The sequence below is a fragment of the Streptococcus intestinihominis genome (genome assembly GCF_046824975.1).
Lineage (GTDB): Bacteria > Bacillota > Bacilli > Lactobacillales > Streptococcaceae > Streptococcus.
In genome coordinates this window covers 91,577-110,246 of the sequence record NZ_JBKQBL010000001.1, presented here as the reverse complement: position 1 = coordinate 110,246, position 18,670 = coordinate 91,577, and the positions used below count along the sequence as shown (strand labels likewise).

Genomic DNA, 18,670 nt, shown 5'->3' with positions numbered 1-18,670 from the left:
CGAAGTTCCATGACTAATTATTGAGCCTAAGGTCTCAATAATTCCGAGTGCCTGAAATAACTGTGATTCAGGCACTTTTCTCACAGCGGAAAGTTTTCTATATTCTTAAATGACTAAAAAATATAAATTATTTTTTGAAAATTATCTAGCTGTTTTATGTAAAAAAGTAGTTTGTCTACATTCAAAAAGTTCTCAGTGTTGAGAACTTTTTCTTTTAGTTTGATTCATGTGGTAAGATCAAGTTAAGGATGATTCCTGTCATAGCGGAGAGGGCTGTTCCTGATAGGGTCACTGGACCAAGTTTCAGAATTGCTCCACCAAGTCCAAGAACCAACATGGCACTTGCAATAATCAAGTTGCGCATCAAGCTGAAGTCAACACGTTCTTTGATCAAGACTTTCAAACCGTTACTTGCGATAACTCCATAGAGTAAGATGGACATCCCTCCTAGAACAGAGTTTGGAATGGTAGAAATGAGAGCAGTAAATTTACCAAGGAAGCTCAAGGAAATAGCAATCAAGGCTGCATTTCGAATAACGGAAACAGAAGCGATGCGAGTCATCCCAATAACGCCTGTATTTTCACCGTAAGTGGTATTGGCTGGACCACCAAGGAAGGCTGATACAGATGTTGCAATCCCGTCACCAAGAAGGGTACGGTGAAGACCTGGTTGTTTCAAGAATTGACGGCCACAGATTTGGCTAAGCACGGTATGGTCACCGATGTGTTCTGAAATAGTTACGATAGCGATTGGCAAGATGGCGATGGTTTCAGGACCGAAATATAAGTTGTATTGTTTGAAGGCCCCACCCGTATTGAAAGGAAGATAGAAACCAGGGATTTCAAACCAGTTAGCCTTGAGGACCGGATCAAAGTTCACCAAGCCCAAGCAAACTGCGAAGACATAACCACCGATAATGGCAAAGAGGAAAGGAATGATTTTGAAGAAACCTTTTCCTTTGGTGTTGATGAAGGCGGCGATCAGGAAGGTTACGACAGCGACAAGGGCATTTTTCCAATCTCCCCCTTCGACAAAACCGGCGTTTTTAACAGCGGATCCTGCAAGTCCAAGACCAATAACGATAATCATAGGTCCAATGACAACGGCAGGAAGCAATTTGTCAATCCAGCGAGTGCCTGCTACTTTAACCCCTGCAGCGACTAGCACGTAGATCAGACCGGTCAGGATAACCCCTGTTTGGGCTGCATCGACTTTTCCTCCCATTTCCTTCATTGCCAAAGCCATGGCTGTGATGAAGGCGAAGGAAGAGCCGAGGTAGACAGGGACTTTAAAGCCGGTACAAGTCATATAAATCAGTGTCCCAACCCCTGATGCAAAGAGGGCAACGGATACGGGCATGCCCAAGATGAGTGGTACCAGGATGGTTGCCCCAAACATGGCGAAAACGTGTTGGAAACTTAATAAGATTCCTTTTAGGGGTGCCGGACTTTGGTCGACATCCAGGAGCAAATCAACAGTTGATTCTTCTTTCATAATAACCTCACTTTTGGGCACCAAAAAAGAGCCCATGAATATTTTTGCATAGCAAGGGCCCTCAGATTATTCATATTCTGTGTCTTTGTCACCTCACAGGATGACATTAAAAACCTTTGCTTCTAAGAAGTATAGCAGAAAAAATTCGTTTTGTAAACGAATTTTTCCCGAGCCAAGAAACGAGAGAGCGAGGCAGGAGTTAGTAAGAGATATCTATTTTCATCATAAAAGAGGTCAACGGTAGACGCAGTGGTTGAGTGGCCCATTTTCTTTTACTTTTGGAGAGATTCGGTATCATTTTCTACTACAAAAGGCGAACAAGTGAGCCTGCTTTTCCCTTTGTTAGAAGGAAAGAGGCCGATTTTGTGGTATAATAGAGGACTAGAAGTAGAATGAATGAAAGAGAAGTCAGAGATGCTGATAGAAGAATTTGACCCCAACCGACAGGCTATTATTAATCCACAAGACTTACACAAACCAATTGAAGGATTTCCCAAAGTAGTCATATCGTGCTTTTCAAGAGTAACTTTTGCGCGCCTACTTGAGAATTACGAACATGACGAAATTACAAGAACATCTATGGCTAACTTTGAAGTCATTGTCTATGGGATTACTATTGGAGACCAACAGATTGCTGTCTTTAATGCACCAGTTGGGGCTGCTTCCTGTGTAGGGATTATAGAGGATTTGATTCAATTTGGGATGGAAAAACTAGTGCTCTTTGGGACCTGTGGGGTTTTGGACCAAGATATTGAGGCGACCTCCATCATCATTCCAACAGCAGCTCTTCGAGACGAGGGGACCAGTTACCACTATCTTCCGGCGAGTGATGAAGTGGAAGTGAATAAGGAAAGTCTTCCTCTCTTCCAAGCTTTTCTGGATAGTCACAAGGTTTCTTATCAGTCAGGAAAAGTGTGGACGACAGATGCTCCCTACCGGGAAACCATCGACAAGATGAAGCGACGAATGGAAGCAGGAGCCATCTGTGTAGATATGGAATGTTCGGCAGTGGCAGCTTTAGCAGCTTTTCGGGGCTTTGAGCTCTGCCATTTCTTCTACGCAGCAGACCACCTCTCGGAAGAAAAATGGGATATCCGAACCTTATCTAGTCATGAGGATTTAGATAGCAAGGATCGAATCGCGGATTTAGCCATCCAATTTGCGCTCTTATGGGAAAAGGCGAACTAAATGAAAGAAGCAATGATTGAATTGAAGGATTTTTCCTTCCAATACAAGGCACAGTCTGAGCCAACTTTAAAAAATCTCAACTTAACCATTTATAAGGGGGAAAAGGTCCTGATTGTCGGGCCATCTGGCTCTGGTAAGTCAACCATTGGCCAGTGCCTAAATGGGATTATCCCTAATATCTATAAGGGAAACAGTAGTGGGCAATTTCTCATTCAGGGGAAAGAAGCCTTTGATTTCAGTATTTACGAGAAGTCTCATTTGGTCAGTACGGTCTTGCAGGATACAGATGGTCAGTTTATTGGTCTCAGTGTTGCAGAAGACTTAGCTTTTGCCCTTGAAAACGATATGGTGGAGCTGGAAAGCATGAAATCCCGGGTCCATACCTGGGCGGAGCGTTTAGAATTGAGCAATCTCTTGGGCCATCGGCCTCAAGATTTATCCGGTGGACAAAAACAACGGGTCAGCTTGGCGGGTGTCTTGATTGACGAAAGTCCGATCCTGCTCTTTGATGAGCCACTGGCTAATCTAGATCCCAAATCGGGTCAGGATATCATAGATCTGATTGATCAGATTCATGAAGAGCAGGGAACGACAACCATTATCATCGAACACCGTTTGGAAGATGTGCTCTACCGTCCCATCGATCGGGTTATCTTGATCAATCAAGGGCAAGTCCTCTTTAATGGGAGCCCAGATGAGTTATTGAGGACGACACTGCTGGCTGAAAATGGGATTCGTGAACCCCTCTATTTAACGACTCTTCGCCAGTTAGGCCAGGATATCAGCAAGCTACCGCACTTGGACAAGGTAGAAAAATTACCACTTGGGGATGTATCAGTGGATATCCCAACTCCTCATTTTGAAAAAGGAGCAGAGGCAGAGACAATCCTAGAACTTGGTCATTTGAACTTTGCCTATCGAGAAGGCCAGCCCATTCTAAAAGACCTTTCTCTAACCATTCCAAAAGGTCAACGGTTGGCTATTGTTGGTAAAAATGGGGCTGGAAAATCAACCCTTGCTAAGGCGATTTGTGGCTTCATCCAGACGGAAGGAACCTATTTCTCAAAGGGAGAGGATATCAAGGGTGATAGTGTCAAGGAGCGGGCAGAGCGCGTGGGCTATGTCCTGCAAAACCCCAACCAGATGATCTCGACCAACATGATTTTTGATGAGGTGGCCCTGGGTCTTCGCTTGAGAAATGTTCCAGAGGACCAGATCGAAAGTCGTGTCCATCAAGCCTTGAAAACCTGTGGTCTCTACGAATTTCGTAAGTGGCCGATTTCTGCTCTATCTTATGGTCAGAAAAAGCGGGTGACCATCGCCTCTATCCTTGTCTTGGGACCAGATGTTCTCGTCCTCGATGAGCCGACGGCTGGTCAGGACCAACGAAACTATACGGAAATTATGGATTTCCTTGATGAACTCCATCAAAAAGGGCATACCATTGTCATGATTACCCACGATATGCAACTGATGCTGGATTATTCGGACCGGGCAGTCGTGGTCATGGATGGGCAGGTTTTGGCTGATTTGACACCGGCAGAGCTCTTGACCCAACCAGAAATTTTGAAACGGGCTAATTTGAAAGAAACGTCTATTTTCGCCTTGGCAAATCGACTTGGTGTCGATCCTCTTGCCTTGACCCAGTTTTATATGAATCAGAAGGGGGAAGGTCATGAATAATCGCTTAGTCGGCTACCATGCCGGAACCAGCTTTCTGCATCGCCTTTCAGGCGCTAGCAAGCTTCTTTTCTTACTCTTGGTATCATTAGCTGCCATGTTGAGTTACGATACTCGCTTATTGTTGGTCATTGGTCTGGGTGCCATCGCCTTATTTGCGACCTCAGGCATTCGTTTGAAAGACATCTCCTTTGTTCTGAGTTTTGCCTTAGCTTTTGCCCTTCTCAATGTCTTGATGGTCTATCTTTTTGCCCCTCAATATGGGGTAGAAATCTATGGAGCAAAGACAGTTCTTCTAGATGGTTTAGGGGCATATAGTATTACAGCCCAAGAGTTATTTTATCTCTTCAACCTCGCTTTGAAGTATGTCTGCACCATTCCTTTAGCTCTCATTTTCTTGATGACCACCCATCCCAGTCAGTTTGCTTCGAGTCTCAACCAGATTGGGGTGTCCTACAAGATTGCTTACTCAGTGAGCTTGACCCTGCGCTATATTCCAGATGTGCAGGAGGAATACCAGATTATCAAGCTCTCGCAAGAAGCAAGAGGCTTGGAGTTGTCCAAAAAGGCCAACTTTGTCCAACGGGTGAAGGGAAATCTTCAGATGATTTCTCCCTTGATTTTTAGTTCTTTGGAGCGGATTGAAACGATCTCTACAGCCATGGAACTGCGTCGCTTTGGAAAAAATAAAAAACGGACCTGGTACACCTATCAGGAGATGACCACTCGTGATCGCTTGATTATCTTGGGGTCAATCTTCATGGTGATCTTGAGTATCGTCCTGATTTGGGTAAACAAAGGTCGCTTCTATAATCCTTGGAGGTAAGAAAATGGCAGAAACAATTTTAGTAACGGGAGCATCTGCTGGCTTTGGCCAAGCCATTTGTCACCGCTTAGTTGCCGATGGGCATCGCGTGATTGGTGCTGCTAGACGCATTGAAAAATTACAGGCTCTTCAAGAAGAGCTGGGAGAAGCTTTTTATCCCCTTCAAATGGATGTGACGGATTTTTCTCAGGTGGATCATGCACTTGCCAGTTTGCCAAAAGCTTGGGAGAGAGTGGATGTTTTGGTCAATAATGCTGGCTTGGCCCTAGGCCTCGCTCCAGCTCATGAAGCAGAGCTTGCAGATTGGCTGACCATGATCCAGACCAATATAATCGGTCTGACCTATTTGACCCGGCAAATCCTTCCTCAGATGGTGGAACGAAATGATGGTTATGTCATCAATATGGGGTCAACTGCCGGGACAGTGCCTTATCCAGGGGCCAATGTTTATGGTGCTTCCAAGGCCTTCGTTAAACAGTTTTCATTAAATCTGCGTGCGGACTTGGCTGGAAAACAGATTCGGGTGACCAATATTGAGCCAGGTCTCTGTGAAGGGACCGAGTTCTCGGTGGTTCGCTTTAAAGGGGATGAAAAACGGGTAGAGGCTCTCTATCGAGACGCCCATGCCATTCAGCCAGAAGATATTGCCAATACCGTAGCTTGGCTCATCCAACAGCCCAAGCATGTCAATATCAACCGCATTGAAATCATGCCGGTTTCCCAAACCTTTGGACCACAACCGGTCTATCGGGGTGACTAGTTTTACTAACCAGCACGATCCGGTGCTAGTTATTTTTCCATGTTGAGGATAGAGAATAGGAGGGGGAAAACCATGTCAAAAGCCTTAGTGATTGGTTCAACTGTTTGTGATGTTATGGTTTATCTGGATCGACTACCGAGTCGGGAAGGAGACGCCCATATCCATGAGCAGACTTGGTCACTTGGAGGGTGTGCCTTTAATGTCACTTCAGTGCTTCATGCTTTAGGTCAAAATGTTGATTTCATCTCGCCAGTGGGGACAGGTGTCTACGGGGACTTTGTCAAGGCAGAACTCGAGAGGCTGGGTATCCAGACTCCAATCTCAGTAACCGGGGCAAATGGTTGTTGTTATTGCTTTATCGAGTCGGATGGTGAGAGGACTTTTTTATCAGATCATGGAGTAGAATATAGTTTTCAGAAGGAATGGCTCCAGTCTCTGGAGCAGGAAAGCTACGAATTTATTTATCTCTGTGGCCTTGAAGTAGAAGAGCCGACTGGATTGGAACTGATTCAATCTTTGTCAAAAATCAAAGGACAAGTCATTTTTGCGCCAGGACCTCGAGGACTCTTGATTCCCGAGGAGCGTTTGGAAGCCGTCTATGATCTCCACCCCATTCTCCATGTCAATGAGGCAGAAGCCAAGGCTTTTTCAGCTTGTGAAGAGATTGCTGATGCTGCTAAGAAGCTCTACCAAAGAACGGGTCAGTTAGTCATCGTCACCTTGGGAGAAAAAGGAGCGATCGCATACGATGGTAGGTTCTACGAGATGTCCGGATTTCCGACAGAAGTTCGTGATACCGTAGGTGCAGGAGACAGTCATCTGGGAGCCTTTTTAGCGGCATCTTTGCAAGGGCTAGATGTGGAGGATGCCTTAACCTTTGCTAACCGTTTTGCAAGTATGGTTGTGGCGACCAAGGGAGTTCATTTAGAGCGCCATCACTACCATACCCTAGAGCAAGAGTTAAAAAAATTAGTTTATTCAAAAAGAAGCTGACAAACTGTCAGCTTCTTTTTAGTATCATCTTATAACGGACGCTTATTTGGCATGCCCGCTTTTCTTGGGTATTTATTAGGGGTTTCTTTTTTCTTTTCTACAAGAGTGATATAGCGTGGATCCCCATTAGGCAATTCATACTGTAGATTGTCTTCAACCTTGCTAAAGAGCAGATTGAGGGCGTTTTTGGCTTCCTCCAATTCTTCTGGAGCATTGCTAGCCTTGAGAGCAAGAAGCTGTCCCCCTACTTTCAGATAGGGAATGGTCAGTTCAGAGAGAACCTGCATGCGGGCAACGGCGCGGGCAGTTACGATATCAAATTGGGCACGAAAGGCCTTGTCTTGTGCAAAGTCCTCAGCTCGTCCATGGTAGAAATGAACTCCGCTCAAGCCTAACTCTTCAGCTAGCAAGTGAAGGAAATTGATCCGCTTATTGAGGGAATCAATAATGGTCACATCTAGCTCAGGGAATAGGATCTTCATTGGTAGGCTTGGAAAGCCGGCACCAGCTCCGATATCCAAGAGACGGATGGGTTGATTTTCGATTAAACCCTGCAAAATGGGTGCGATAGAATCATAAAAATGCTTGAGATAGACTTCATCTTTATCGGTGATAGCGGTGAGATTAATTTTCTCATTCCATTCCACGAGGAGCTCGAAATAGCGTTCGTATTGCTCTTTTTGTCGATCAGTTAGTGGGAAGCCGAGGTCGGCTAAATGGACATAAAATTCTTCTGGTTTCATAAGATAATTTTACCACAAAATAAGGGAAATTTGATATACTGGTAGAAAGAAATGAAAGGAATTCAATAAAATGATTTGGATTATTCTTGGGATCCTAGTGGTCCTCGCATTTTTGGTCGTTGGAGTATACAACGGCTTGGTCAAAAGTCGGATGCAGACTCGCGAAGCTTGGAGTCAAATCGATGTGCAATTGAAACGTCGGAATGACTTGATTCCAAACTTGATCGAAACGGTTAAAGGGTATGCCAAGTACGAAGGAGATACTCTTGCTAAGGTCACTCAACTTCGTCAACAAGTTGCTCAAGCATCTTCACCTGCAGAAGCAATGGCAGCCAGTGATGCTCTTTCACGACAAGTAGCAGGCATCTTTGCGGTTGCGGAAAACTACCCAGACTTGAAAGCTAACACCAACTTCATGCAATTGCAAGAAGAATTGACCAATACAGAAAATAAAATTTCTTATGCCCGTCAATTGTATAATAGTGTGACAAGCAACTACAATGTGAAATTGGAAACTTTCCCAACAAATGTGATTGCTGGAATGTTTGGCTTCAAACAAGCCGAATTCCTTCAAGTGCCTGAAGAAGAAAAAGCAGTACCAAAGGTGGACTTTAGCGGATTAGGAGACTAATATGCTGTTTGACCAAATTGCAAGCAATAAAAGGAGAACCTGGATTCTCCTTATTGCTTTTTTCATACTCTTGGCTCTCATCGGAGCAGCCGTTGGCTATCTCTGGTTAGGCTCCTCACTTGGTGGCGTCATCCTAGCGTTGATTATTGGTGGTATCTATGCCTTTAGCATGATCTTTCAATCGACGGAGGTCGTCATGCGGATGAATGGAGCGCGTGAGGTAACTGAGGATCAAGCCCCTCAACTCTACCACATTGTGCAAGATATGGCTATGGTGGCTCAGATTCCCATGCCCCGTGTCTATATTGTAGATGATCCATCCATGAATGCATTTGCGACAGGATCCAATCCTCAAAATGCTGCTGTTGCAGCAACGACAGGTCTTTTAGCTGTGATGAATCGGGAGGAATTAGAAGCAGTCATTGGACACGAAGTTAGCCATATTCGCAATTACGATATCCGCATCTCTACCATTGCAGTGGCCTTAGCCAGTGCCATCACGATGCTCTCTAGTATCGGAGGCCGGATGATGTGGTGGGGCGGTGGCCGTAGACGGGATGATGATCGAGAAGGTGGAAGTGGTTTAGAAATTATTGTTCTGATCCTTTCCTTGATTGCCATCGTTCTAGCTCCTTTAGCGGCGACCTTGGTGCAGTTAGCCATTTCTCGTCAAAGGGAGTTCCTAGCGGATGCTTCCAGTGTCGAATTGACACGGAATCCTCAAGGGATGATCAATGCTCTTTTGAAACTGGATCATAGTGCGCCCATGCAACGAGAAGTCGATAGTGCTAGTAGCGCTCTCTTCATCAACGATCCAAAAAAAGAATCAGGCTTTCAAAAGCTCTTTTATACCCACCCACCCATTGCTGAGCGGGTTGAAAGATTAAGAAATATGTAAAAAAATCCACCAAACAGTGGATTCAGATTGAAGACACAATCATCTTAGAACCTTTCCTTGGGTGAGTACGGACGTCAGCGAACTTCTATGAAGTTCCATGACTAAATTACGATACAAAGGGCGTCTGCGGATAAAGTCAAAATAGGAAGTTTGACGCAGAATCTTTCGATTCTAGGAGAACTTATCTTTTTGACACAATCCGCAGCCCGTGTTCAATTCGTTTTGAACCCCCTCGCTCTTTAATTTCCAGGCTCAGGCTAAAACAGTTTCCCAAACTGTTTTACTCCCAAAACTCCCGAGTGCTAGAAACAACCTTGTTTCTAGCACTTTTCTCACGGCGGAAAGTTTCAGTAGATGATTGAATAACTCTAAAGAATAAAAAGTATTTATCTTTATAGAAGTTAATAGAATTGTATAAAAGATAATTTTGTCTTTAAGCTCAATCCACCCAATGGTGGGTTTTTTATTTAGTTGTTAAGAGGAGGGTAGTGAAACCAAGGATAGCAAAGATCCCCCAAGCTAGGGGAAGGCTCCAGATAGCTAGACTAGAAAAGAGAGCTGTCCCAAGTGGCATGGCAAAGCTGACCATCAGTCCCAAAAAGCTAGAGGTAGAAGCTAATTTTTCAGCGGGTAATTTACTCATTAAAAGACTGGAAACTTTTGGGTTGATTTTTGCAACAAGATAGCCAAGGAAAGTGATGAGTAGAAGGGAAAGGAAATCCCAGTGCACCAGAATATTTGTGAGCCCAAGCATAGTCAGCCCACCTGCTATCCACAGGAGGATATGGTGGAGGGTTTGCTTGGAAAAATAATCGTGGGGTGTCAGACTAGCCCAGACCATGCTTAAAATAGTCACAGCTTCTAAGATCAAGAGGGATTGGCTAAAGTTCAACTGAAAGAAGGTGGAGTGAAGCAGTTGCAGATTGTAGATGCCAGAGATGGACCCCCCTAGGGCATTTATGAGAACCAATGAGAAGAGCAACTTGCCAAAGTGGTGGATCTCCTCATCTGCAAAAATACTTTTGGAGTTCTGGTACATCTCTTGGCATTCGTGTACCAAAGAATTCTTATTTTGGGGCTCAATGACGGGGTCATGTGTCAGCTGCTTTTTTCTCATCAGGAGACAAGTGGAAGACAGGAGAAAAGTCACTGCATTGATCGAAGCGACCAGGGCGAAATGTTGATGGCTGATAGCTAGCAGCCAAACCCCTAGGGCCTGTCCAGAAATCGAGCAGACCATACTAAGTAGTTGATTGAAGGAGTAGGCCTCCATCAAATCCTCGCTAGAGATGTTCTTTTTCATGATGGGGAGTTGCAAGCCTCCGCGATAATCACTCAAACAATCTGAAACAATGTTTAAGAAGCAAACAATCGAAAAGGCTAGGTAACCCGGAATCTTGGTCATGAGAGCAATAAGGATGAAGAGGATGGCTTGGAGAAAGCCGATGCGGATCAACCAGTTAGCTTTTTTCTTCGTATGGTCAGCCTTCATCCCAACAAAAATGCTAAAGAGGCTAGGAATAAACACAATGAGATTGGCAATGCCAACTGCCAGACTCGGTTGCGGCATGCTGGCAGCAAAGACCACAAAGACCAGATTGTAGATGGCAGCACCAAGGGTATTCAAAAAGCGAGAAAGACTGAGTAAGGCAAAAATTTTATTACGAGCTAAGAGTTTCATAAACCTTCCCCCTTCGTGTGAACAGTTGCTAGGACTTGTTTGATGGATCGAACAATCTGTTTAAAGACCTCCAATTTCTCCTCTTCAGAGAGAAGAAGTTTCTGATCTTTTAGGTAGACGCTGGTATGCTTGAGAAACAAATGAAGGAAGTATCTTTTTAGTTTGGTCATCATGGAAGGAACCTTCTTTCTTTGCTTGATGGTTCTATTGTAGACCTCAAAAACAAGAAAATCAAAATGTTGCATATTTTCAACAAAAAGAGGCTGGGACAAAAGTCCTAGCCTCTCAATTGTCTTTGGATTGTCGAGCAAGACGCAGTGGTTGAGTGGGCTCTACTACGCTGATTTCATCAGCTTTTACAGCCCTACTCAACTGTGCGGAGGTGGGACGACGAAATCGAATTCTAACGAATTACCGATTTCTGTCCCACTCTCTTTTCAGGATTCCTTGATAAGTTCTTGCATACCCTGTTTGTAGTAGTTGGCACTAACCTTGCAATCAAGGATGGATAGAACCTGAATGGCCTGCTCCATCTTTTCTAGACCAGCTTCTTTTTCTCCCTTTCGATAAAGAAGTTCCCCTTTGGCATAGAGATAAACCGTCCGAAGGTAGGCTTCGTTTTCAGAGTAAAAGTGGTCCTTGATCAGCTGATCAAAATAGGTTGCATCTTCAAATTCTTTTGAACTAATGGCCAGAAAAAAACCATTGAGAAAAATAGAGTTGAGGGCAGGCAGAGAAGAGTCTAGGAGAAGCTTGAAGTCCTCCCGTTGGACCAATTCCTCTGTGTATTGTCGATAGAGCTGACTAGAGAAAAGAGGAGAGGTCAGTGAAAATAGGCTTAACTCAAAATTTCCCCAGATCATGACAGAGAAGAGATAGTCATAGAGGAAATCTAGTTCCTCTTGGCTAGCGGCCAACTCTACCTCAGGATAGTTGCCAAGCATTTGGGCCTTGAGAATAATGCTGGCTAATAAGTCTTCTTTTTTGTGATCTTTCTGATAGGCTAGCTGGTAGCTTTGGTACAAGGCTTGATCATGTTCCAAGCTCATGTTTTCATAGTGCTCTTTCAACAATTTGGGAATAAAAGAGTGCTGATCGATTCCAGCTAGATGGGAAAACTCACTGAGACTGGTTTTGATTTGTTGAAGGGCCTGAAAAAACCGTTGCGTCGTCAGGTCATTTTCCCCCCTTTCAAATCGAGATAACATGGAGCGCGAAAATTCACCACCTGTAGCCTCCTCTAAAGAGATGTGGCGACTTTCACGTATTTGCCGAAAAACTGCTCCGATTTCTTTCATGAATTCTCCTCTATCTAACATTGATCAATGCCCTAGCAAGTGACCATCTTTTGTTCAAGAGATGTGGGACCCTTGTGTACAACACCAATTTGCCTAGTCTCTGTATCTTTTTCATGATTATAACAAATTTTTGAGGAGACATCTTGGTTGAAGGGACAGCTTCATGATATACTAGTAGTATCTAGAAGATTTGAGGACAATAGAATGAATTTATTTACACAAGAAATCCGTAAAAATCCTGAAGGACTAGCATTTGCTCAAGAGTTGGATTTGTTAAGAGAATTGCAAAAGCGTAATCCAGAAATTCTTGATTTGAAGAATGTGACAGCGACAGGTCGAGTAGCTCATGATACAGGTCTTTATGTCTTGGATTACCAGTTGAACTACACCATCGTTTTGGCATCTAGTCGAAGCATGGAACCTGTTGAACTCCAAGAAAGCTACCCTGTGACAGAGGTGTTCGCTGAGGATGTACAGTCTGATGCAGATATCGAGGCTCTTGAGGAAGATCTGATTCTTCCTATTGAAGGGGGCAGAATTGACCTGAGTGAAAGCGTAGCGGATAATATCCTGCTTAATATTCCTCTCAAGGTCCTCACTCCAGAAGAGGAGGCTGGACAAGGGTTTATCGAAGGCAATGATTGGAAGATCATGACAGAGGAAGAGTACCAAGAAGCTCAAGCGATTAAGAAAGAAGAAAATAGTCCCTTTGCTGGTCTTCAAGGATTATTTGACGGAGAAGAATAATCTTTGACAAGAGGCTCGCTGAAGGAAGGTGAAGATAGGGTGCTGGAACAGGAATTGAATGTCCTTTTCTGGCAGTAAGTCGAAGCTAGAAATGATGCAGGTCAACAAGTAGTGAGAATTCTTGAAGCCAATGAATGAACTTCTAAAGCCGATGAGTAGAATCGATTGGAAAGTGTCTGAGAACTGTAACTCAGGCACTTTTTGTTCTTTGCTTCAAAGTAGATAGGAGCTATCTTTCTACATGAAGGGGCAGGGGATGATTTTCTACTTTCATTTGATGTCAAAAAATGGTAGAATATAGGCAAACTATAAAGAGGAGTGTCACATGACAAAAGCAAACTTTGGTGTTGTTGGTATGGCCGTAATGGGTCGTAACCTTGCCCTTAATATTGAATCTCGTGGATACACAGTTGCTATCTATAACCGTAGTAAAGAAAAAACAGAAGATGTTGTTGCTTGCCATCCTGAAAAGAACTTCGTGCCAAGCTATGATATTGAAAGCTTCGTAAATTCAATCGAAAAACCACGTCGGATCATGCTCATGGTTCAAGCAGGACCTGGTACTGACGCAACTATCCAAGCCCTTCTTCCACATTTGGACAAAGGCGATATCTTGATCGACGGAGGAAATACGTTCTACAAAGATACAATCCGTCGTAATGAAGAGTTGGCGAACTCAGGTATCAACTTTATCGGTACAGGTGTTTCTGGTGGTGAAAAAGGTGCCCTTGAAGGTCCTTCTATCATGCCTGGTGGACAAAAAGAAGCTTATGAATTGGTAGCAGATGTTCTTGAAGAAATCTCTGCAAAAGCACCAGAAGATGGTAAACCATGTGTGACTTACATCGGTCCTGATGGAGCTGGTCACTATGTGAAAATGGTCCACAATGGTATTGAGTACGGTGATATGCAATTGATCGCAGAAAGCTATGATTTGATGCAACACTTGCTTGGACTTTCAGCTGCAGACATGGCTGAAATCTTCACTGAGTGGAACAAGGGCGAATTGGACAGCTACTTGATCGAAATCACTGCGGACATCCTTGGACGTAAAGATGATGAAGGTCAAGATGGCCCAATCGTAGACTACATCTTGGATGCCGCAGGAAACAAGGGAACTGGTAAATGGACTAGCCAATCAGCGCTTGACCTTGGTGTGCCATTGTCACTCATTACGGAGTCAGTATTTGCACGTTACATTTCTACATACAAAGAAGAACGTGTACACGCTAGCAAGGTGCTTCCAAAACCAGCTGCTTTTAAATTTGAAGGTGATAAGGCTGAGTTGATCGAAAAGATCCGTCAAGCCCTTTACTTCTCAAAAATCATTTCATACGCACAAGGTTTTGCACAATTGCGTGTTGCATCTAAAGAAAACAACTGGAACTTGCCATTTGCAGACATCGCTTCTATCTGGCGTGATGGCTGTATCATCCGTTCTCGTTTCTTGCAAAAGATCACGGATGCATACAACCGTGATGCAGACCTTGCTAACCTTCTTTTGGATGAGTACTTCTTGGATGTCACTGCTAAGTATCAACAATCTGTTCGTGATATCGTAGCTCTTGCGGTTCAAGCTGGTGTGCCAGTCCCAACCTTCTCAGCAGCCATCACTTACTTTGATAGCTACCGTTCAGCAGATCTTCCAGCCAACTTGATCCAAGCACAACGTGACTACTTCGGTGCTCACACATACCAACGTAAGGATAAAGAAGGTACCTTCCACTATTCTTGGTACGACGAAAAATAATTGTAGGTTATGACAAAGCGGATATTACTAGTAGAAAATGAAAAGAATTTAGCGCGCTTTATTGATTTAGAACTTCAGAAAGCAGGCTATGTAGTTGATTTGGTAGAACAAGGGGAAATGGCCTTGAAACTCCTGCAGGCTACAGAATATGATTTAATTCTTCTCAATTACGAACTAGAAGATATGAGTGGGGAAGAGTTTGCCCAGCGTCTGAGCAAGATTCGTCCTGCAGCAGTCTTGATTGTCTTAGATAGTCGTGAGAAAATTTCAGAGCATATGGAGAGTATCCAACGATTTGCGGTATCTTATGTCATCAAACCATTCGTGATCAGTGATTTGGTTGAGAAAATCGTCGCTATTTTTAGAGGCCGTGATTTTATTGACCAACATTGTAATCAGATGAAAGTTCCCACTTCCTATCGGAATTTGCGAATTGATGTCGAGAATCATATGGTGTATCGGGGAGAAGAAGTAATTGATCTGACACGTCGTGAATATGATTTATTAGCAACTTTGATGGGAAGCAAACATGTCCTTAGTCGGGAGCAACTCTTAGAGCGGGTGTGGAAATATGAGAGTACAGCAGAAACCAATATCGTTGATGTCTATATTCGCTATCTTCGTGGGAAAATAGATCTTCCAGGACAAAAGAGCTATATCAAAACTGTCCGAGGTGTCGGCTACCAAATGCAAGAATAAGAACATTCCCTTTGATGAGAAATCTCAAAGGGATTTTTTGTTTATCAAAAAGGAAGAAAGAAGAAAATTTTTAAAAAAATTTTTTTAAAAAAATTGTGAAAGAAGCAAACGTTTGCTTAAAAGATAGGCTTTTCAAGGCCTTTATGTATAAAGTTTGTGAATTAAAAATGTAGATGTAAGGGCTTTACAAAAGAAAAAAAAGTGGTATAATAGTAAGTGAAATATGCAAACGTTTTCTCGTATTGCGGGCATTTCAATTTTATAAGGAGGTCGAATGATGAATAAACAATCATTCAAAAGTCTATTAAGCTTTGAATTTTGGCAAAAATTCGGTAAAGCGTTGATGGTGGTCATTGCAGTTATGCCGGCGGCAGGTCTGATGATCAGTCTTGGTAAAACCATTGCAATGATTAATCCAGAACTTGGTTTCTTGGTAACTACCGGTGGTGTTCTTGAACAGATCGGTTGGGGGGTTATCGGAAACCTCCACATCCTCTTTGCTCTCGCTATCGGTGGTAGCTGGGCGAAAGAACGTGCGGGTGGGGCCTTTGCAGCAGGTCTATCCTTTATCCTGATTAACCGGATCACTGGTGTGATGTTCGGTGTAACAGGAGATATGCTGAAAGATCCAGAAGCGAAGGTGAAAACACTTCTTGGTGGATCTATCAAGGTTGCTGATTACTTCACGAGTGTGTTAGAATCACCTGCCTTGAATATGGGAGTTTTCGTTGGGATTATTGCCGGTTTTGTAGGGGCAACAGCCTTTAACAAATACTACAACTACCGCAAGTTACCAGATGCCCTATCATTCTTTAACGGGAAACGCTTTGTTCCATTTGTCGTTATCCTTCGTTCTGCAATTGTGGCTCTTATCTTGTCATTCTTATGGCCAGTAGTCCAAACAGGAATTAACAACTTTGGTATTTGGATTGCTAACTCAAAAGAGACTGCTCCAATCTTAGCACCATTTGCTTTCGGTACCTTGGAACGTCTCTTGCTTCCATTTGGTCTTCACCACATGTTGACTATCCCAATCAACTACACACAATTGGGTGGTACTTATGAAGTGTTAACTGGTGCAGCAAAAGGCACTCAAGTATTTGGTCAAGATCCACTTTGGTTGGCTTGGATTACAGACTTAGGAAATACAAAAGTTTCTGACCCTGCTACTTACCAACACTTGTTGGATACTGTCACACCTGCTCGTTTCAAAGTGGGACAAATGATCGGTTCATTCGGTATCTTGATGGGGGTTGCCCTTGCCATTTACCGTAATGTAGACCCTGATAAGAAACACAAATACAAAGGGATGATGATTGCGACTGCTCTTGCAACCTTCCTCACAGGGGTTACAGAACCAATCGAGTACATGTTTATGTTCGTAGCAATGCCTCTTTACCTCGTTTATGCAGTGGTACAAGGTGCAGCCTTCGCGATGGCAGATATCGTCAATCTCCGTGTCCATTCATTTGGATCAATTGAGTTCTTGACTCGTACACCAATGACCATTAAAGCTGGCCTTGGTATGGACATCTTTAACTTCATTTGGGTAACGATTCTCTTTGCTGTGATCATGTACTTCATTGCAAACTTCATGATCCAGAAATTTAACTACGCAACTCCTGGACGTAATGGAAACTACGAACAAGCTGAAGGAGATGTAGATGCATCTGAAACTTCAGGTTCAGGTAAAGTGGCCGCTGCTTCTCAAGCAGTTAACGTGATCAACCTTCTTGGTGGTCGTGCCAATATCGTCGATGTAGATGCATGTATGACTCGTCTTCGTGTGACTGTTAAAGACGAAACAAAAGTCGGAACAGAAGAACAATGGAAGGCTGAAGGAGCAATGGGACTTGTCATGAAAGGACAAGGGGTCCAAGCGATTTACGGTCCAAAAGCGGACGTCTTGAAATCAGATATCCAAGATTTGTTAGACTCAGGTGAAGTGATTCCTGAAACTCTTCCAAGTCAAAAGACAGCGGCTCAACAAGCAGAAGTTGCCTTTAAAGGGGTGACGGAAGAAGTTCACTCAGTTGCTGAAGGACAAGTCATTGAATTAGAAAAAGTTCAAGATCCAGTCTTCTCACAAAAAATGATGGGTGACGGATTTGCAGTTGAACCAGCAAATGGTCAGATTGTTTCACCAGTAGCTGGTAAGGTGACAAGCGTCTTCCCTACCAAACATGCGCTTGGTTTGGTAACAGAATCTGGTCTTGAAGTCCTCGTTCACATCGGTCTTGATACTGTAAGTCTGGAAGGTAAACCTTTCACAGTGAAGGTAGAAGAAGGCCAAACAGTGGCGGCGGGAGACCTATTGGTAGAAGCAGATTTGGATGCTATTCGTGAAGCTGGACGTGCAACTACAACAGTTGTAGTCTTCACAAATGGTGCAGCTATTCAATCTGTCACTCTTACACAAACTGGTCAACTTCCAGCAGATGCTGTGGTTGCTAAGGTTGAATTATAATCTATGAGAGTTATTCCTTGTATCTATTGGATACAGGGAATTCTCTATTAGGAGAGTAGGATCATGAAATTTTTAACTTTAAACACTCATAGTTGGATGGAAGAAAATCCCCAACAAAAATTTGAGGACTTATTAAAAGACATTCTTGCAAAGCAATACGATGTGATTTGTTTCCAAGAAATAAATCAGACCATCGAAAGTCCAGTTGTTCCTGTTAATGACTTGTACCATCCAACTCCTTCTGCGGAGCCGATCCATCAGGATCACTATGTTCGTTGTTTAGTTGAAAAATTAGAAGAAGAAGGATTGAGCTACCACTGGACATGGGCTTATAACCATATCGGCTATGACCGTTATCATGAAGGCGTGGCGATTCTATCGCGTACCCCAATCCAGGCAAGCGAACTCTTGGTTTCAGATGTGAATGATCCAACAGATTATCATACACGACGGATTGCCATTGCAGAAACCCAAGTTGATGGGAAAGACATTGCTGTTGCCAGTGTTCACCTCTCTTGGTGGGACAAAGGCTTCCAGCAAGAGTGGGCGCGTTTAGAAGAACGCTTTAGCCAATTGCAAAAGCCTTTGATTTTAGCTGGGGACTTTAATAATCCAGCTGGGCAAGAAGGTTATGAAGCCATTTTAGCGAGCCCGCTAGCTCTTCAAGATAGCTTTATTGAAGCTCGCCAGACCAAGGGGACTTACACTGTAGGTCCTGGAATTGATGGATGGGATGATAATCAAGTACCCTTGCGGATTGATTATATTTTCACCTCAAAAGAATGGGTTATCGAACGGCTAGAAGTTGTGTTTG

Annotated in this window: 16 protein-coding genes and 3 pseudogenes; 14 read left to right on the top strand and 5 right to left on the bottom strand. The window is 43.5% G+C overall.

Annotated elements, in window-relative coordinates:
• Positions 1-214: 214 nt before the first annotated feature.
• On the bottom strand, positions 215-1,495 hold the full coding sequence (locus tag ACLOR3_RS00585) for a uracil-xanthine permease family protein (RefSeq protein ID WP_009731544.1): 1,281 nt from the start codon (positions 1,493-1,495) through the stop codon (positions 215-217).
• 414 nt (positions 1,496-1,909) lie between these two features.
• Between ACLOR3_RS00585 and ACLOR3_RS00580 the strand changes: the two genes are divergently transcribed.
• From ACLOR3_RS00580 to ACLOR3_RS00550, 7 genes and pseudogenes are all read left to right on the top strand, one after another.
• Positions 1,910-2,683, top strand: coding sequence for a nucleoside phosphorylase (locus ACLOR3_RS00580; protein WP_411399986.1), 774 nt, complete (start codon positions 1,910-1,912; stop codon positions 2,681-2,683).
• Positions 2,684-3,467, top strand: a pseudogene (locus tag ACLOR3_RS00575) (ABC transporter ATP-binding protein); the annotation flags it as partial.
• A pseudogene (locus tag ACLOR3_RS00570) lies at positions 3,455-3,535 on the top strand (hypothetical protein); the annotation flags it as partial. The pseudogenes ACLOR3_RS00575 and ACLOR3_RS00570, both read left to right, overlap by 13 nt.
• Before the next feature lie 27 nt (positions 3,536-3,562).
• Positions 3,563-4,366 (top strand): annotated as a pseudogene (locus ACLOR3_RS00565) (energy-coupling factor ABC transporter ATP-binding protein); the annotation flags it as partial.
• Positions 4,359-5,189: an energy-coupling factor transporter transmembrane component T family protein gene (locus tag ACLOR3_RS00560; RefSeq protein WP_411399985.1), complete on the top strand. Its 831-nt coding sequence runs from the start codon at positions 4,359-4,361 to the stop codon at positions 5,187-5,189. The pseudogene ACLOR3_RS00565 and the gene ACLOR3_RS00560, both read left to right, overlap by 8 nt.
• A 4-nt stretch (positions 5,190-5,193) precedes the next feature.
• Positions 5,194-5,949, top strand: coding sequence for an SDR family oxidoreductase (locus ACLOR3_RS00555; RefSeq protein WP_411399984.1), 756 nt, complete (start codon positions 5,194-5,196; stop codon positions 5,947-5,949).
• A gap of 72 nt (positions 5,950-6,021) precedes the next feature.
• Positions 6,022-6,942: a carbohydrate kinase family protein gene (locus ACLOR3_RS00550; RefSeq protein ID WP_411399983.1), complete on the top strand. Its 921-nt coding sequence runs from the start codon at positions 6,022-6,024 to the stop codon at positions 6,940-6,942.
• Positions 6,943-6,971: 29 nt separating this feature from the next.
• Here ACLOR3_RS00550 and rsmG read toward each other — a convergent pair whose 3' ends face one another.
• On the bottom strand, positions 6,972-7,685 hold the full coding sequence (rsmG, locus tag ACLOR3_RS00545) for a 16S rRNA (guanine(527)-N(7))-methyltransferase RsmG (RefSeq protein WP_411399982.1): 714 nt from the start codon (positions 7,683-7,685) through the stop codon (positions 6,972-6,974).
• A 70-nt stretch (positions 7,686-7,755) separates the two neighbouring features.
• Between rsmG and ACLOR3_RS00540 the strand changes: the two genes are divergently transcribed.
• Both ACLOR3_RS00540 and htpX read left to right on the top strand, forming a co-directional pair.
• A complete protein-coding gene (locus tag ACLOR3_RS00540; protein WP_117744591.1) occupies positions 7,756-8,316 on the top strand; it encodes a LemA family protein in 561 nt (186 codons plus the stop codon).
• Position 8,317: 1 nt separating this feature from the next.
• Positions 8,318-9,214 (top strand): zinc metalloprotease HtpX, encoded by an 897-nt coding sequence (gene htpX, locus ACLOR3_RS00535; protein ID WP_270308437.1) that lies wholly within the window; start codon positions 8,318-8,320, stop codon positions 9,212-9,214.
• Positions 9,215-9,677: 463 nt separating this feature from the next.
• On the opposite strand, the gene ACLOR3_RS00530 is transcribed toward htpX, so the two are convergent.
• The 3 genes from ACLOR3_RS00530 to ACLOR3_RS00520 all read right to left on the bottom strand — a co-directional run bounded on the left by ACLOR3_RS00530 (position 9,678) and on the right by ACLOR3_RS00520 (position 12,193).
• Positions 9,678-10,895: an MFS transporter gene (locus ACLOR3_RS00530; RefSeq protein WP_048789514.1), complete on the bottom strand. Its 1,218-nt coding sequence runs from the start codon at positions 10,893-10,895 to the stop codon at positions 9,678-9,680.
• Positions 10,892-11,068 carry a hypothetical protein gene (locus ACLOR3_RS00525; protein ID WP_185759929.1) on the bottom strand — a complete coding sequence of 59 codons (177 nt, stop codon included), beginning with the start codon at positions 11,066-11,068 and terminating at the stop codon, positions 10,892-10,894. The genes ACLOR3_RS00530 and ACLOR3_RS00525 overlap by 4 nt, the downstream gene beginning before the upstream one ends.
• A 264-nt stretch (positions 11,069-11,332) precedes the next feature.
• Positions 11,333-12,193, bottom strand: a complete 861-nt coding sequence (locus ACLOR3_RS00520; RefSeq protein WP_061564258.1) for a helix-turn-helix domain-containing protein — start codon at positions 12,191-12,193, stop codon at positions 11,333-11,335.
• Positions 12,194-12,397: 204 nt separating this feature from the next.
• On the opposite strand from ACLOR3_RS00520, the gene ACLOR3_RS00515 reads away from it, so the two are divergent.
• The 5 genes from ACLOR3_RS00515 to ACLOR3_RS00495 all read left to right on the top strand — a co-directional run.
• Positions 12,398-12,940, top strand: coding sequence for a YceD family protein (locus ACLOR3_RS00515; protein WP_048789517.1), 543 nt, complete (start codon positions 12,398-12,400; stop codon positions 12,938-12,940).
• Between the two features lie 325 nt (positions 12,941-13,265).
• Positions 13,266-14,690, top strand: a complete 1,425-nt coding sequence (gene gnd / locus ACLOR3_RS00510; RefSeq protein ID WP_125334835.1) for an NADP-dependent phosphogluconate dehydrogenase — start codon at positions 13,266-13,268, stop codon at positions 14,688-14,690.
• A 9-nt stretch (positions 14,691-14,699) separates the two neighbouring features.
• Positions 14,700-15,389 (top strand): response regulator transcription factor, encoded by a 690-nt coding sequence (locus ACLOR3_RS00505; protein ID WP_117744587.1) that lies wholly within the window; start codon positions 14,700-14,702, stop codon positions 15,387-15,389.
• A gap of 277 nt (positions 15,390-15,666) precedes the next feature.
• Complete coding sequence (locus tag ACLOR3_RS00500) at positions 15,667-17,856, top strand: PTS transporter subunit IIBC (RefSeq protein ID WP_117744892.1); 2,190 nt, start codon at positions 15,667-15,669, stop codon at positions 17,854-17,856.
• A 63-nt stretch (positions 17,857-17,919) separates the two neighbouring features.
• Positions 17,920-18,670 (top strand): endonuclease/exonuclease/phosphatase family protein (locus ACLOR3_RS00495; RefSeq protein ID WP_412036882.1); only part of this gene is annotated, 751 nt, incomplete at its 3' end.